Raw genomic sequence first — 14,817 nt, forward strand, 5'->3', positions numbered from 1 at the left:
CATCCTAATCAACTTAATTGTTGTGGATATTACGCCTCAGAAATCAAATTAAAAAGCTGTTTTGAAGTTAAAAAAATTTTTGAAGGTGGCCGGCTATCTTTACGCATTGTCAGCGCATATGGCCATGCAGGCCAAAGGATGGACGATTATACCTGACGCACATCCGGTGCAAGATGCTGTTTGCGATACTGTAGGGGCGTCTGCCCGATCCGCTTCTTAAAGCAGGTAATAAAATAGGTCATCTCGGTGAACCCAACCTCTTCGGCGATCGCATTGATGCTCATTGACGACATGCGAAGCAAATCACAGCTTTTTTTGATACGGCGGGTGAGTAAGTATTCGTGGATGCTGCCGCCGGTTTGCTGACGGAAGATGCGTGATGTGTAACTGCGTGACAGGCCGATGGCGCTGGCAAGGTCATCCAGAGAAAACTTCTCCTGATAATGGTTCTCCACCCATTGCATGATCTGCGCCGCCACGGTGTGCTGCTGCGGCAGTGGTGCCTGCGGCTGTTCGGGAAGAAAGGCCATTATCTGCATCACCAGAAACGCTACCTCACTGGCCTGTGACTGGCTGCTGCTGTCGCGTTCGCAAAACCGATCGAGGATACAGGCCATCATCTCTGCGCGCTCGCTGAGATCGTACGCCTGCGCGGGAACATTGCTGGCCGCCAGGGCCGTAAATTGCGCCTGATGGCGAGGAAAATCCCGCAGCGCGGCAATCACCGAAGACTGCTCTATATGCATGGTCGTGCGGTAGTAGCGATTGCTTTCGCTGGCCTCAACATGCACCTTGTGCAGCCGGAAAGGGGGAAAGATAAACAGTCGCCCGGGCCGCGCGGTGTAATGGCGATTATCGACCACCACAATGCCATATCCTTCTGACACATACAGAAATTCAACACACTGGTGCCAGTGATAATACAGAGCGCTGGAGCCGCGCGGGCGGTAGAGGGCCATGGCGTCATCATTCAGCGCGATGCGCTCCATTAATTGTTGTTCGTGCATTTTCACCCAGCGCAACAGATTTAAGTTTTTATGCCATGATTTATAAAATATTGCTGTGAACGGGATTAAATCCAACATTATTTAAATAACGGATTATTTTTGTGAGGCTGCTCACTCGGAGAAATGACGAAGATCCACCAGGATTCGCTCATCGTGTGCCTGCCACACGCAATAAAATCTGTATGAGTAATCAGGAGAAATAATGATGGCTCTGTCCTCATCCGTTCGTACCGCACAAATTAAAATGAGTGGTTTTATTTTTCTCTATTTTTTTACCTGGTCCTCCAGCTTTGGTTTATATGCCTTATGGCTGAGCCAGAAAGTGGGATTAGACAGCATAACTATAGGCAGCGTATTTGCGATTAACGGTGCCTTTGCGGTGATCCTTAAACCGGTATATGGCTACATCATGGACAAAATAGGCATGAGCAAATGGTTGCTCTATTTTGTCTGCGCCATCTCGGCCCTGATGGCACCGTTTTTTGTGACGGTTTACCAGCCTCTGCTGTTAACCCACACCACAATCGGCATCGTGGTAGGCGCTTTCTGGCTGAGCCTTGGCTGGTATGCCGGCGTCGCGGCCGCGGAATCCTATGCCGATCGCTTTAGTCGTCTGTATGGCCTGGAGTTTGGCCGGATCCGTATGTGGGGCTCGCTGGGCTGGGCGCTGGCAGCATCGGTATCCGGCGTGCTGTTTAATATCACCCCGCTGGCTAACTTTCTTGTCAGCAGCGGTACCTCGGTCCTGATGCTGCTTGTGCTCATGAGCCTTAAAATAGGCGATGAGCAGCTGCGCAATAACAACGTGATTGCCGACAACCGCATCGTGTTTACCGATGTCATTGCCCTGCTGAAAAATCAGAAGTTCTGGATGTTCAGTCTGTACGTGGCCGGCGTGGCCTGGATGATGTTTGTCGCCGAACAGCAGTTCCCGCGCTATTTCGTCTCCTTTTTCGATACCAAACAGCAAGGCAATGCCTGGTACGGCTATCTGGGCACCCTGCAGGCAGGTATCGAATTTGTCATGATGATGTTTATCCCGGCGGTGGTGAATCATTTTGGTGCTAAAAAAGGGCTGTTGCTGTGCGGCCTGGTGGTGGGGATACGCCTCATAGCCTCCGGCCTTACCTCGGATCCCCTGATGATCTCCATTATCAAGCCGCTGTATGGCGTGGAAATCGCCCTGCTGCTGATTTCAGTTTTCAAATACATCGCCGAGCATTTCCATAAGAAAGTCAATGCCACCATGTATCTGCTTGGTTATCAGGCCATGGTCTACGTGGGCTCGGTGGTGGTAGCGCCGCCTGCGGGCTATCTGTATGAGAAAATTGGCTTCGAGCAAACTTACCTGATGATGGGCGGCTGCGCCCTGCTGTTTACCCTTATCTCCGCCTTTACCCTCTCGCCGTGCAAGTCTGCACGCGGCGTGACCGACACCTTTTCCCCTGAACTGAAACCTTCTCCGGTGGGGCCGGTAAAACACTAATCTGAGGACAAACTATGACCCGTTCTGCAGTCACTGCAAAAGTTGTGACCGAGTCACTGCGCCCAATTGAACTGCATCAGGTTGATCGCCTGCTGCTGCGCCGCAAGGTGGATGATGCGATAGCGCGCATCACGCGCAGACTGGACAAAACGATCGTGACGATGGGGGATAAATTCCCCAATGAAGCCTGTGAAGGGGGAAAATGGACCCCTTCTGCCAATACCCAATGGACCACCAGCTTCTGGACCGGTCAGCTGTGGCTGGCCTGGGAGTTGACCGGCGAGGAGAAATACCGCCAGGCGGCGGAGCGCTATTTGCCCTCCTTTGCCGAACGACTTGAGCAGCGCATTGAAACGGCAACCCACGATCTGGGGTTTCTCTATTCGCTCTCCTGTGTTAACGCCTGGCGCTTAACGGGGAATGAGACGGCCCGTCAGACTGCCCTGCTGGCAGCGGACATTCTGATGGAGCGCTATCACCCGGTGGCTAAAATCATCCAGGCATGGGGCGATCTGAACGACCCGGCACAGCAGGGGCGGATGATCATCGACTGCAATATGAACCTGCCGCTTCTGTACTGGGCCAGCGAACAGACCGGCGATGCGCGTTATGCCGAGGCCGCGGCGGCACATGCCCGGCAGGCAGCAAAATACATCGTGCGCCCGGATGCCTCCACCTTCCACACCTTCTATATGGATGTAGTAACCGGTGAACCGCGTTCTGGTGATACGCATCAGGGATACAGCGATACCTCGTGCTGGTCCCGAGGCCAGGCATGGGCCATCTATGGCTTTATGCTCAGCTACCTCTACACGGGCGATAAGCAACTGGTCCCCCTCACCCGCAGCCTGGCGCACTATTTTATCAACCGCCTGCCGGAGGATGATGTCTGCCACTGGGATCTGGCGCTGCTGGGCACCGATGCGCCACGCGACAGCTCTGCGGCGGCCATCGCCGCCTGCGGTCTGCTTGAGCTGGTTAACGTCTTACCGGTGCTGGACGAACACCGGGCTCATTATGAAGAGATGGCGCTGCGAATTATTCAGTCGCTGACGGATAACTATCTGGCTGATGAAGAGGATCCGTGCGAGGGGCTGCTTAAGCATTCGGTTTACCACATGCCGGCGGGGATCGGCGTGGATGAGTGCTGTAGCTGGGGAGATTATTACTATCTTGAGCTATTGACTCGAGTGCGACAGGTTTGGGGGAGATACTGGTAACAACGCACCAGCCATGCGCCCTATAAACAATAGTCTGGTGCATGGCATTCACGATTTAAGAATAATCCCGCCCGCATCGCCGTCTATGCTTAACGTTTAAAAAACAGACGACACAGTCGCGCCCTCTTTCTTTTTATCCCCCTTTAAATACCGGAGGCCTGGCATGAGCAACCAAGGCGAATATCCTGAAGACGGACAGAAACACGATTTCAGCCTCTCCCGACGGGATCTGATAAAAGTCAGTGCTGCAGCGGCGGCAACCGCGGCAGTTTACCCTTGTGGCGCACTGGCCGAGGGCGAGCCCGCGGTCACGCCACCGCCCGAGATCTTGCCCCTGACGCTGCGCGTGAACGGCAAAAGTCAGCAACTTGAGGTCGATACGCGCACCACCCTGTTGGATGCGCTGCGCGAGAATTTGCAGCTGACCGGCACCAAAAAAGGCTGCGACCACGGACAGTGCGGGGCCTGTACCGTCCTGGTGGATGGCCGCCGGATTAACGCCTGTCTGACGCTGGCTGTCATGCATCAGGATGCCGACATCACCACCATCGAAGGGCTGGGCACGCCTGACAATCTGCATCCCATGCAGGCGGCATTTATCAAACATGATGGTTTCCAGTGCGGGTACTGCACATCAGGGCAGATCTGCTCTTCTGTCGCGGTACTGAAAGAGATCGAGGCGGGTATTCCCAGCCACGTCACGCTCGATCTGGTCTCCCCTCCACAAATGAATGCGGATGAAATTCGCGAACGCATGAGCGGCAACATCTGTCGCTGCGGCGCGTACGCCAACATTCTGGACGCCATCGAAGACGCCGCGGGGGAGCTCAAATCATGAAGGCCTTTACATACGAGAAGGTAAAAACCCCGGCCGAGGCCGCTGCCAGCGCCCAGGCTAAAAGCGGCGCAAAATTTATCGCCGGGGGCACCAATCTGCTCGATCTGATGAAGCTGGAGATCGAAACCCCTACCCATCTGATCGACGTGAACGGCCTTGGCCTCGACGACATTGTCGCGACTGACGAAGGGGGTCTGCGCATTGGTGCCCTGGTGCGTAACACCGATCTGGCCGCCGATGAACGCGTGCGCCGTGACTATGCCGTCCTTTCCCGGGCGCTACTTGCGGGCGCTTCCGGGCAGTTACGCAACCAGGCCACCACGGCAGGTAATCTCCTGCAACGTACGCGCTGCCCCTATTTTTACGACACCAACCAGCCCTGCAACAAACGCCTTCCCGGCAGCGGCTGCGCGGCGCTTGAGGGCTTTAGCCGCCAGCACGCGGTGGTGGGCGGCAGCGAAGCCTGCATTGCCACGCATCCGGGCGACATGCCTGTCGCAATGCGCCTGCTGGATGCGGTAGTGGAAACCATTTCCGCCGACGGCAAGGCGCGCAACATCCCGCTGGCCGACTTTTATCGCGCCCCCGGGAAAACGCCCCATATTGAAACCGTTCTGACGCCGGGAGAGCTGATCACCGCCGTCACCCTGCCGCCGCCCGTAGGCGGGCAGCACATCTACCGTAAAGTCCGCGATCGCGCCTCCTACGCCTTTGCGTTGGTCTCGGTCGCCGCGATTGTCCAGCCGGACGGCAGTGGACGCGTCGCCCTGGGCGGCGTGGCCCATAAACCCTGGCGGGTTGAGCAGGCCGATGCGCTGATCCCCCAGGGCGCACAGGCCGTCTATGACGCGCTGTTTGCCGACGCTCACCCGACGCCTGAAAACGCGTTCAAATTAACCCTGGCGAAGCGAACGCTTGCCTCCGTGCTGACAGAAGCGAGGGCTGTGGTATGAAATTCGATAAACCAGCAGGTGAAAACCCGATCGATCAGCTGAGGGTGGTCGGTCAGCCCCGGGATCGTATTGATGGTTCATTAAAAACCACCGGCACGGCGCACTACGCCTACGAGTGGCATGATAAGGCGCCCAACGCGGCCTATGGCTATGTCGTCGGCTCCGCGATCGCCAAAGGCGAGATAACGACTATCGACACTCATGCTGCGAAAAATGCGCCAGGCGTGTTAACGGTAATCACCGCCAGTAACGCGGGCGAGCTCGGTAAAGGCGAAAGAAACGCGGCCACGCTGTTGGGTGGCCCGAAGATAGAGCACTACCATCAAGCCGTTGCGCTGGTGGTGGCAGAGACCTTTGAGCAGGCCCGGGCGGCGGCGTCGCTGGTGCAGGTTAGCTACCGGCGTGAAAAGGGATCTTACTCGCTGGCGGAGGAAAAACCCGCCGTCAAACAGCCTCCCGAGGATACGCCCGATAAAAATACCGGGGATTTTGAATCCGCCTTTTCCGCCGCCGCGGTGAAGCTGGATGCCACTTACACCACCCCCGATCAGAGCCATATGGCGATGGAGCCGCACGCCTCGATGGCCGCCTGGGAGGGCGACAAGGTGACCCTCTGGACCTCCAACCAGATGGTGGCCTGGTGCCGCACCGACCTGGCGGAGACCCTGAAGATCCCGCAGGAGAATGTGCGTGTTATCTCCCCCTATATCGGCGGCGGCTTTGGCGGCAAGCTGTTCCTGCGAAGCGATGCCCTGCTGGCCGCGCTGGCTGCCCGGGCCATCAAGCGCCCGGTTAAAGTGATGCTGTCGCGACCGACGATCCCCAATAACACCACCCACCGTCCGGCCACCATTCAACATATCCGTATCGGGACTGACAGCGCCGGGAAAATTACCGCCATCGCGCATGACAGCTGGTCCGGTAATCTTCCCGGCGGCACGCCGGAGACGGCGGTTCAGCAGACGGAGCTGCTCTACGCTGGCGCGAATCGCCATACCGGCCTGCGGCTGGCAAAGCTGGATCTTCCTGAAGGCAACGCCATGCGCGCGCCCGGCGAAGCGCCGGGTATGATGGCGCTGGAGATCGCCATCGACGAAATGGCGGAAAAAGCGGGCGTCGATCCGGTTGAATTCCGCATCCTCAATGACACTCAGGTCGATCCGGCCGATCCCAGCCGGCCTTTTTCACGTCGTCAGCTTATCGAGTGCCTGCGTACCGGTGCCGAGGAGTTCGGCTGGAAACAGCGCAACGCGACGCCCGGGCAGGTTCGCGACGGGCGCTGGCTGGTGGGCATCGGCATGGCGGCCGGTTTTCGTAATAACCTGTTAGATAAATCCGCCGCCCGGGTGCATCTGGACGCCGCCGGAAACCTGACGGTAGAAACCGACATGACCGATATCGGCACCGGGAGCTATACCATCATCGCCCAGACGGCGGCGGAGATGCTGGGCGTGCCGTTGGAAAAGGTGACGGTTCACCTCGGTGATTCCAGCTTCCCGGTCTCCGCCGGTTCTGGCGGCCAGTGGGGCGCGAACACCTCCACCTCGGGGGTCTATGCCGCCTGCGTCAAGCTACGCGAAGCCATTGCCACAAAGCTGGGTTTCGATCCAGACCAGGCGCAGTTCAGCGACGGCAAGATAACGACTGATACCCGCAGCGCGAACATTGCTGAGGCCGCCGTCCACGGCACGCTGACCGCCGAAGACGGTATCGAGTTCGGCGATCTCGATAAGCAGTATCAGCAGTCGACCTTTGCCGGACATTTCATCGAGGTGGGCGTGGACAGTGCGACCGGAGAGGTGCGGGTGCGTCGCATGCTCGCGGTGTGCGCGGCCGGACGCATCCTGAACCCGAAAACCGCCCGCAGCCAGGTGATAGGCGCGATGACCATGGGGCTGGGCGCGGCGCTGATGGAAGAGCTGGCGGTGGATACCCGCCTGGGCTATTTCGTCAACCACGACATGGCGGGATATGAAGTCCCGGTCCATGCCGATATTCCCGAGCAGAAGGTGATTTTCCTGGATGACACCGACCCTGTCTCCTCCCCGATGAAGGCCAAAGGTGTGGGCGAGCTGGGCCTGTGCGGCGTGGGTGCGGCCATTGCCAATGCGGTGTATAACGCGACGGGGGTGCGAGTCCGGGATTATCCCATCACCCTGGATAAACTGATCGCCGACCTGCCGGATGCGGTTTAAGGAGGAACAATGCCCCAACTTTTTAATCTGGCGGACGATCTGCGCCGGACGCCGGAACGGGCGTTTCTGACTGACGACAGCCGGGAGATATTGCGCTTCGCGGTAGAGTCCCTGATGTCCGGTAAAGAGGCGGCGCTGGTGATGCTGACCGAGATACGCGGCGGCGCGGCGCGATCCCTGGGGGCGCAGATGGTGGTGCGCGAGGACGGCCAGTACTGTGGCTTTGTCTCCGGGGGATGCGTCGAAGCGGCGGCGGCCTTTGAGGCGCTGGAGGTCATCGCGACAGGAGAGGATCGCGAGGTGCGTTATGGTCAGGGCTCGCCGTATTTCGATATTGTCCTCCCCTGCGGAGGTGGGATCACGCTGTCCATTCATAAGCTGCGTTCCGCGCAGCCGCTGCTGGCGGTGCTGAACTGCCTCGAGCAGCGCCAGCCCGCCGGGTTGCGCTACAGCCCGCAGACCCGGACGCTCACCTGCCTACCCGCGCCAACCCTCACCGGCTGGCATAACCAGAATATCGAAATTGGTTTCCATCCTTGCGTGCGGGTGTTGATCCACGGCGGGTCTATCGAAGCGCAGGCGACGGCGGAACTCGCGGCGACGGCAGGGTATGACATTTGTCATTTCGACCCCTGCTTCGGGAATCATGCTTCGCACATTGATGCCGACACGGCGGTGATCCTGCTGTGGCACGATCTTCACCGGGAGTTGCCCGTCCTGCAGGCCGCCCGCGACGCTAATCCATTTTACATCGGCGCCCTGGGCAGCCAGCGAACCCACAGTCAGCGACGGCAAAAGCTCAGCGAGCTGGGCTGGCGGGAGGAAGAGATAGATCGCATTAAGGCCCCGATCGGCATTTTCCCGAAAGCCCGGGATGCGCGCACCCTCGCCCTGTCCGTTCTGGCAGACGTGGCTGCCGCGCGCCTGCGCCAGGACGACCGTTAATGCCCTCGCCGGTCGTGATTATTCTCGCCGCCGGACACGGCGAACGCTTTCTGGCCTCGGGAGGCGAAAGCCATAAGCTGGATGCGCTGTTGGGCGGTCAAACCGTGCTGGCGCATGTGATTCAGGCGGTGGAAGCCGCGCACATGCCCTGGCATCTTGTCAGGCCCGAGGGCGGCACGGGTGGCATGGGCGAGTCGATTTCGCTTGGGGTCCAGGCGACTTCTGAGGCGTCGGGGTGGTTGATTCTGCCTGCGGACCTGCCGCTGATTCAGCCAGCCTCTTTGCTGAGGGTTGCTGAAGGGCTTAGGGAAAAAGGGGGTGTCGTGCCTTACTATCAGCAACAGGCGGGGCACCCGGTGGGGTTTCGGCGGGAATACGGCGAGGCGTTGCTGGCGCTAAAGGGCGATGTGGGGGCAAAGGAGATAGTGATGGATGCGCGACGGCGGGGGGATGTGGGGGATGTCTGGCTATCTGATATTGGAATTACGTATGATATTGATACGCTAGCAGATTTGCGGACAGCGCAGGAAATACGATACGTAATTTCCAGTGTTCCAGACTGAGACTGTTTTAATTACCCTTATCCAGGGTAATAAAATTCAATTCTTATCCCGCTGGGTTCGTAACACATCATATGCATTGACGGCCCCTCTCTGATAAAGGTTGGCTCAAATTCAACTTCAATCTGATTTGCCTTTAATACATCAAGAAGCTGGAACAGTTCCCCCTTATTTTCGACCCGTAAAGCTAAGTGATGGAGCCCTATATTCGTTTTACGATCGAATTTAACGGGCTCATCGGTTTGTGTTTTCCAGAGCGTTATCGTCAGCGGGTAATGACTCCAACTTACTGATAGTGTTTTATGTTCAGATAATGCCCGATGACCTTGTCATGCAGCTCCACCGATTTTGAGAACGACAGTGACTTCCGTCCCAGCCTTGCCAGATGTTGTCTCAGATTCAGGTTATGCCGCTCAATTCGCTGAGTGTAACGCTTGCTGATTACGTGCAGCTTTCCCTTCAGGCGGGATTCATACAGCGGCCAGCCATCCGTCATCCATACCACGACCTCAAAGGCCGACAGCAGGCTCAGAAGACGCTCCAGTGTGGCCAGAGTGCGTTCACCGAAGACGTGCGCCACAACCGTCCTCCGTATCCTGTCATACGCGTAAAACAGCCAGCGCTGACGTGATTTAGCACCGACGTAGCCCCACTGTTCGTCCATTTCAGCGCAGACAATCACATCACTGCCCGGCTGTATGCGCGAGGTTACCGACTGCGGCCTGAGTTTTTTAAGTGACGTAAAATCGTGTTGAGGCCAACGCCCATAATGCGGGCGGTTGCCCGGCATCCAACACCATTCATGGCCATATCAATGATTTTCTGGTGTGTACCGGGCTGAGAGGCGGTGTAAGTGAACTGTAGCTGCCATGTTTTACGGCAGTGAGAGCAGAGATAGCGCTGATGTCCGGCAGTACTTTTACCGTTACGCACCACGCCTTCAGTAGCTGAGCAGGAGGGACAACTGATGGAGATGGAAGCCACGGGAGCACCTCAAAAACACCATCGTACACTAAATCAGTAAGTTGGCACCATTACCGCTCTTTTGAGAAAAATACACTTCACGGCGAAAATAGATGCCCATGAGGTTGTCGGACGCACGCACAAGTGGCGAGAGCGATTCACGGGTGTAAAGCTCAATATTCAGTCGCTCAAACTGCGGATGCACCATGTCATATAATGCCTGTCCAGTTTTTTCCTTAAGTAGCGGGGATTTTCTGAGCAACGCATATTTGTCCCGGACGGCAACCAGTGCTTTGAGGTAATCCGTTTTTCGGCCGATAAAATCGGCCAGCGCAGTAGGGTTTTGCTGGAAATACTGCTGTGTTTCGCCATTAACGTTATCAGAAACTACGAGAATATAGCGAAATGGCAGACCGTCAGGAGGAAGCAAATCTCTTATCAGCAGACTGCGAAGGCAGATTTTTATCCACTCATCGCGAACTTCTGGCATGGTAAACGCTTTCGAACTGTACCGTTTACATTGCACGATGCCCACAATCACTCGGTCTTTCATCAGTTGAACGTCGATGCCGTTATCAGATCCATCGTTTATCCGAAAGGCCGTGTCATACCAGTCCCAGGTCGCCTCAACCTTTTTCTCATCAAATAAATCCCGGACGATTAATTCGAATGCTCTGGGGTCAAGCGTGCCAAAAGGCAACTGTCCGCAGTCATGAGCATAAATATCCCGAGCGTTGTCCTGAGCCAGCGCTCTCTCCCTGATGTAGCCCCCTGAAACACCAGACAGTAGCTGTATCTCCAGATAAGAGATAGGCTTGAATATATGTCTAACACTAACGCCAATTTTGAGATGACCGGGATCCTGTTAGGACAAGAAGTCCGTAAACGTAAAACTCCTCAGGAGAAGATCGCCATTATCCAGCAGACGATGGAGCCGGGCATGAATGTCTCCCATGTCGCCCGCCTGCATGGCATCCAGCCCAGCCTGCTGTTTAAGTGGAAGAAGCAATATCAGGAAGGCAGCCTCACCGCCGTTGCGGCCGGAGAAGAAGTTGTTCCAGCTTCTGAGCTTACTGCTGCTCTGAAGCAGGTCCGGGAGCTTCAGCGCCTGCTGGGCAAGAAGACGATGGAAGTTGAGATCCTGAAAGAAGCCGTGGAGTACGCTCAGTCGCGAAAATGGATAGCGCACGCGCCCTTGTTGCCAAAGGACGGGGAATAGCCCTGGTCAGCCGCACCATGGGCGTGTCGCGTGCGCAGCTGTCACTGCGAATTAACCGTTCTGCCGACTGGCAGGACAGGCGCTGTAACCGGCGTGATGACGAAGCAGACGCTGAAATACTGTCAGAGATCCTCGATATCATCAGCGATATGCCCAGTTACGGCTATCGCCGTGTGTGGGGCATCCTGCGTACGCAACGTCGTACAGAGGGACTGCCCCCCGTGAACGCCAAACGGCTTTACCGGCTTATGAGCGAGCATAATCTGCTGTTACTGCATGACAAACCAGAGCGGTCGAAGCGTGAACATAAGGGCAAAATCGCGGTGGCAGAAAGCGATATGCGCTGGTGTTCAGATGGCTTCGAGTTCGGCTGCGACAACGGTGAGAAGCTGCGGGTCACGTTCGCGCTGGACTGCTGCGACAGAGAAGCCATAGACTGGGCAGCGAGCACAGGAGGCTACGACAGTTCGACGGTGCAGGATGTGATGCTGAGGTCGGTGGAAAAAGCGCTTCGGCGACGGGCTGCCGACCACACCGGTTCAATGGCTGACGGATAACGGTTCAGCATATACCGCGCATGAAACGCGGAGGTTCGCCAGAGAGCTGAATCTGGAGCCGTGTACAACAGCGGTGAGCAGCCCGCAGAGCAATGGCATGGCCGAACGGTTCGTGAAGACGATGAAGGAAGACTATATCGCGTTCATGGCAAAACCAGATGTGAGAACAGCCCTGCGAAACCTTGCAGCAGCGTTCACACATTACAATGAAAACCACCCGCACAGCGCGCTGGGATATCACTCCCCGAGGGAATATCGGCGGCAGCGGACATCGTTAACTTAAGATACAAAAGCTGTCCGGAGATGGCGGGTCAAGATCACTCCCGAACATCGTCTTCATCGCTGTAAATACGAATACAGGCGTCCATTCACCATCCCTCAGACAAGGTAGTCAATATTTTTTGTATCATTTTAAGACACTTTACTCCCAACTGAGTCGGGCACAAAACCTGAGATGCTAAGAATTTCATCGCCATCAGTAACAGGTATTTACCGCATGCCATGTTTTGATGCCTGGCAGGGCTATCCCGAATGGATGAGATCCGGATTCAAAAATACACTTGCTGCGGCCTGCTGAATCAGAGGGCGATGTACTTAAGCGTTAGTTTCAGAAATTTCAGGCGCGTGGCTGGCAGATCCTTGCGGGATTCGCAGTTGCCCAATGTTAAATCAATACGTTGGAGCGTATTCAGGTTCAAACCTGTGAGGGCCCGGGCGACGCGCCTGACCTTTCACCCTCTCCTTCCAGGCAAATAAGGCTGGTGAGAACGGCTCACGAATCCAGCTCTCAGGGTGTGAATGACTATATTTGGCACAAAATGGCCTATCCGCATTGTAAAAATATACAGATATATATCATTCAACTGAACATACCTCATTAACGGCAGAACCTCACGGTTCTGCTTTTTTGTTTTCATTTCAGAGGAGTAGTGATGAAAAAATCTGAAGGTCTGCAGTCGCTGCAGAACTCACTTTCTAGCCTGCCGCACTGGGCATCAGAGCGTATTCTGCAGCAGATAAACCAGCTTACTCACTATGAGCCGGTGATTGGCATCATGGGTAAAACTGGCTCGGGCAAGAGCAGCTTATGTAATGCCCTGTTTGCCGGTGAGATTTCACCCGTCAGCGATGTGACCGCCTGCACACGCGAACCCTTACGCTTTCGCCTGCAGGTGGGAAAGCGCTTTATGACACTGGTGGATTTACCCGGCGTCGGGGAGTCTGAGCGCCGGGATACAGAGTACGCCGCAATGTACCGCGAACAACTCCCCCACCTAGACCTGGTGCTGTGGCTTATTAAGGCCGATGACCGGGCGCTGGCGGTGGATGAGCATTTTTACCATCAGGTAATTGGTGAAGCTTACCGGCAAAAGGTACTGTTTGTTATCAGTCAGTCGGATAAAGTCGAACCTGGCAGCGGTGGTGAACAGCTATCCACAGAGCAGAAACAAAACATCAGCCGAAAAATCTGTCTGTTGCATGAGCTGTTCCAGCCCGTGCATCCGGTGTGCTCAGTATCGGTTCGTTTGCAATGGGGGCTTAGGGTGATGGCTGAGCGGATGATTCGTTGTCTGCCGCGTGAGGCCAGCAGTCCGGTGGTATCTCAGCTCAGTGCGCAGCTTCGTACCGATGCCGTTAATAAAAAAGCCTGTGACGATTTTGGGGAAACGGTAGGCTCGGTACTGGATACAGTAAGTTCCATGCCCCTGATACCGGCCCCGGTTCGGGCAATCATTCAGACTGTACGCGACACCGTGGTGTCAGTCGCCCGTGCCGTCTGGAATTTCTTCTTCTGAATATTGCCACTTAATCCGTCGTTTCCTGAGCCCTGTCGCCATTTGAGCGACAAGGCTTTTTTGCTTTTTTTATCCATCATGAGGAGTCTGCTTATGACCCGTCTGGCTTCGCGCTTTGGCGCAGCAAACCTTATTCGTCGTGATCGTCCGCTAACCCGTGAAGAGTTGTATCGCGTGGTGCCCAGTGTGTTCAGTGAGGAGAAGCATGCGTCACGCAGCGCACGGTATACCTACATTCCCACAATTTCCCTGCTCAACAGCCTGCAACGCGAAGGCTTTCAGCCGTTCTTTGCCTGTCAGACTCGCGTTCGTGACCCCGATCGCCGTGAGCATACAAAGCATATGTTACGCCTGCGCCGGGAGGGACAAATCACCGGCAAACAGGTACCGGAAATCATTCTGCTCAACTCTCATGATGGTACAAGTTCGTACCAGATGCTGCCGGGACTATTTCGTGCTGTGTGCCAGAACGGGCTCGTCTGCGGTGAGTCGTTTGGAGAGGTGCGGGTGCCGCACAAAGGGGATGTGGTGAGTCAGGTGATTGAAGGGGCGTATGAGGTGCTGGGGATTTTTGATCGCGTGGAGGAAAAACGGGATGCGATGCAGTCGCTGATGCTGCCACCTCCTGCGCAACAGGCGCTGGCACAGGCTGCACTGACGTACCGTTTCGGGGAAGACCACCAGCCGGTTGCTCCATCACAGGTGCTGTCCCCACGCCGCTGGCAGGATGAAAGCAACGACCTGTGGACCACATACCAGCGCATTCAGGAGAACCTGATTAAGGGCGGGCTTAGTGGCCGGAGTGCGAAAGGCGGACGAACGCATACCCGTGCCGTGCGCGGTATCGACAGTGATGTGAAGCTTAACCGTGCTCTGTGGGTGATGGCAGAAACGATGCTCAGCGGGTTTCAGACAAACAAATACTAGCTCCGGATTAATGCGGACATCACCTGTCCGTTCACTGCTCAATTTACAGGCAACTTTTCCTCTGACTGGACACGAAGCCGCATTCTGATTGCATTCGGTCTGCTGAAAAAAAACAGCTTCTGCTGTCCATATCCTGTCCGGCCCTCTCGTT

At 56.0% G+C, this 14,817-nt stretch carries 13 protein-coding genes and 1 pseudogene; 10 read left to right on the forward strand and 4 right to left on the reverse strand.

What is annotated here, in order from left to right:
- Nucleotides 1-146 precede the first annotated feature (146 nt).
- A complete protein-coding gene (locus LRS40_RS02300) occupies nt 147-1,007 on the reverse strand; it encodes an AraC family transcriptional regulator (RefSeq protein ID WP_156263046.1) in 861 nt (286 codons plus the stop codon).
- Between the two features lie 205 nt (nt 1,008-1,212).
- On the opposite strand from LRS40_RS02300, the gene LRS40_RS02305 reads away from it, so the two are divergent.
- The 7 genes from LRS40_RS02305 (at nt 1,213) to LRS40_RS02335 (ending at nt 9,207) form a co-directional block, all read left to right on the forward strand.
- Nucleotides 1,213-2,493: an oligosaccharide MFS transporter gene (locus tag LRS40_RS02305; protein ID WP_231313858.1), complete on the forward strand. Its 1,281-nt coding sequence runs from the start codon at nt 1,213-1,215 to the stop codon at nt 2,491-2,493.
- A gap of 14 nt (nt 2,494-2,507) precedes the next feature.
- Nucleotides 2,508-3,713: a glycoside hydrolase family 88 protein gene (locus tag LRS40_RS02310; RefSeq protein ID WP_231313003.1), complete on the forward strand. Its 1,206-nt coding sequence runs from the start codon at nt 2,508-2,510 to the stop codon at nt 3,711-3,713.
- A 163-nt stretch (nt 3,714-3,876) separates the two neighbouring features.
- On the forward strand, nt 3,877-4,551 hold the full coding sequence (paoA, locus tag LRS40_RS02315) for an aldehyde dehydrogenase iron-sulfur subunit PaoA (RefSeq protein WP_231313004.1): 675 nt from the start codon (nt 3,877-3,879) through the stop codon (nt 4,549-4,551).
- Nucleotides 4,548-5,504 (forward strand): xanthine dehydrogenase family protein subunit M, encoded by a 957-nt coding sequence (locus LRS40_RS02320; protein ID WP_231313005.1) that lies wholly within the window; start codon nt 4,548-4,550, stop codon nt 5,502-5,504. The genes paoA and LRS40_RS02320 overlap by 4 nt, the downstream gene beginning before the upstream one ends.
- The gene (gene paoC, locus LRS40_RS02325; RefSeq protein WP_231313006.1) at nt 5,501-7,699 is read left to right on the forward strand and encodes an aldehyde oxidoreductase molybdenum-binding subunit PaoC; all 2,199 of its coding nucleotides are present in this window, start codon (nt 5,501-5,503) and stop codon (nt 7,697-7,699) included. The genes LRS40_RS02320 and paoC overlap by 4 nt, the downstream gene beginning before the upstream one ends.
- 9 nt (nt 7,700-7,708) lie before the next feature.
- Nucleotides 7,709-8,644, forward strand: a complete 936-nt coding sequence (locus LRS40_RS02330) for an XdhC family protein (RefSeq protein WP_231313007.1) — start codon at nt 7,709-7,711, stop codon at nt 8,642-8,644.
- Entirely contained in the window at nt 8,644-9,207 is a 564-nt protein-coding gene (locus LRS40_RS02335) for an NTP transferase domain-containing protein (RefSeq protein WP_231313008.1), read from the forward strand. The genes LRS40_RS02330 and LRS40_RS02335 overlap by 1 nt, the downstream gene beginning before the upstream one ends.
- A gap of 17 nt (nt 9,208-9,224) precedes the next feature.
- Here the strand turns inward: LRS40_RS02335 and LRS40_RS24670 are convergent, their stop codons facing one another.
- The 3 genes from LRS40_RS24670 to LRS40_RS02350 form a co-directional block, all read right to left on the reverse strand.
- A complete protein-coding gene (locus LRS40_RS24670) occupies nt 9,225-9,473 on the reverse strand; it encodes a VOC family protein (protein WP_370649953.1) in 249 nt (82 codons plus the stop codon).
- A 17-nt stretch (nt 9,474-9,490) separates the two neighbouring features.
- Nucleotides 9,491-10,188 (reverse strand): IS1 family transposase gene (locus LRS40_RS02345; protein WP_223216367.1). Its coding sequence is split into 2 segments (ribosomal slippage): nt 9,491-9,939 and nt 9,939-10,188, totalling 699 coding nucleotides; the frame shifts between segments, so codons are not numbered across the junction.
- A 28-nt stretch (nt 10,189-10,216) separates the two neighbouring features.
- Nucleotides 10,217-10,867 (reverse strand): restriction endonuclease, encoded by a 651-nt coding sequence (locus LRS40_RS02350; protein ID WP_231313009.1) that lies wholly within the window; start codon nt 10,865-10,867, stop codon nt 10,217-10,219.
- 150 nt (nt 10,868-11,017) lie between these two features.
- Between LRS40_RS02350 and LRS40_RS02355 the strand changes: the two are divergent.
- From LRS40_RS02355 to LRS40_RS02365, 3 genes and pseudogenes are all read left to right on the forward strand, one after another.
- Nucleotides 11,018-12,226, forward strand: a pseudogene (locus tag LRS40_RS02355) (IS3 family transposase).
- 649 nt (nt 12,227-12,875) lie between these two features.
- Nucleotides 12,876-13,739, forward strand: coding sequence for a GTPase family protein (locus LRS40_RS02360; protein ID WP_231313010.1), 864 nt, complete (start codon nt 12,876-12,878; stop codon nt 13,737-13,739).
- 93 nt (nt 13,740-13,832) lie between these two features.
- Nucleotides 13,833-14,666 carry a DUF932 domain-containing protein gene (locus tag LRS40_RS02365; protein WP_231313011.1) on the forward strand — a complete coding sequence of 278 codons (834 nt, stop codon included), beginning with the start codon at nt 13,833-13,835 and terminating at the stop codon, nt 14,664-14,666.
- Nucleotides 14,667-14,817: the final 151 nt, after the last annotated feature.

This window comes from Leclercia sp. G3L (assembly GCF_021117075.1).
Classification (GTDB): Bacteria; Pseudomonadota; Gammaproteobacteria; order Enterobacterales; family Enterobacteriaceae; genus Enterobacter; species Enterobacter adecarboxylatus_C.

Excerpts from the sequence above, each read along its gene's own strand:
- LRS40_RS02300 (WP_156263046.1), bottom strand. The coding sequence starts at position 1,007 with ATGCACGAACAACAATTAATGGAGCGCATCGCGCTGAATGATGACGCC.
- LRS40_RS02305 (WP_231313858.1), top strand. The coding sequence starts at position 1,213 with ATGGCTCTGTCCTCATCCGTTCGTACCGCACAAATTAAAATGAGTGGT.
- LRS40_RS02310 (WP_231313003.1), top strand. The coding sequence starts at position 2,508 with ATGACCCGTTCTGCAGTCACTGCAAAAGTTGTGACCGAGTCACTGCGC.
- paoA (WP_231313004.1), top strand. The coding sequence starts at position 3,877 with ATGAGCAACCAAGGCGAATATCCTGAAGACGGACAGAAACACGATTTC.
- LRS40_RS02320 (WP_231313005.1), top strand. The coding sequence starts at position 4,548 with ATGAAGGCCTTTACATACGAGAAGGTAAAAACCCCGGCCGAGGCCGCT.
- paoC (WP_231313006.1), top strand. The coding sequence starts at position 5,501 with ATGAAATTCGATAAACCAGCAGGTGAAAACCCGATCGATCAGCTGAGG.
- LRS40_RS02330 (WP_231313007.1), top strand. The coding sequence starts at position 7,709 with ATGCCCCAACTTTTTAATCTGGCGGACGATCTGCGCCGGACGCCGGAA.
- LRS40_RS02335 (WP_231313008.1), top strand. The coding sequence starts at position 8,644 with ATGCCCTCGCCGGTCGTGATTATTCTCGCCGCCGGACACGGCGAACGC.
- LRS40_RS02360 (WP_231313010.1), top strand. The coding sequence starts at position 12,876 with ATGAAAAAATCTGAAGGTCTGCAGTCGCTGCAGAACTCACTTTCTAGC.
- LRS40_RS02365 (WP_231313011.1), top strand. The coding sequence starts at position 13,833 with ATGACCCGTCTGGCTTCGCGCTTTGGCGCAGCAAACCTTATTCGTCGT.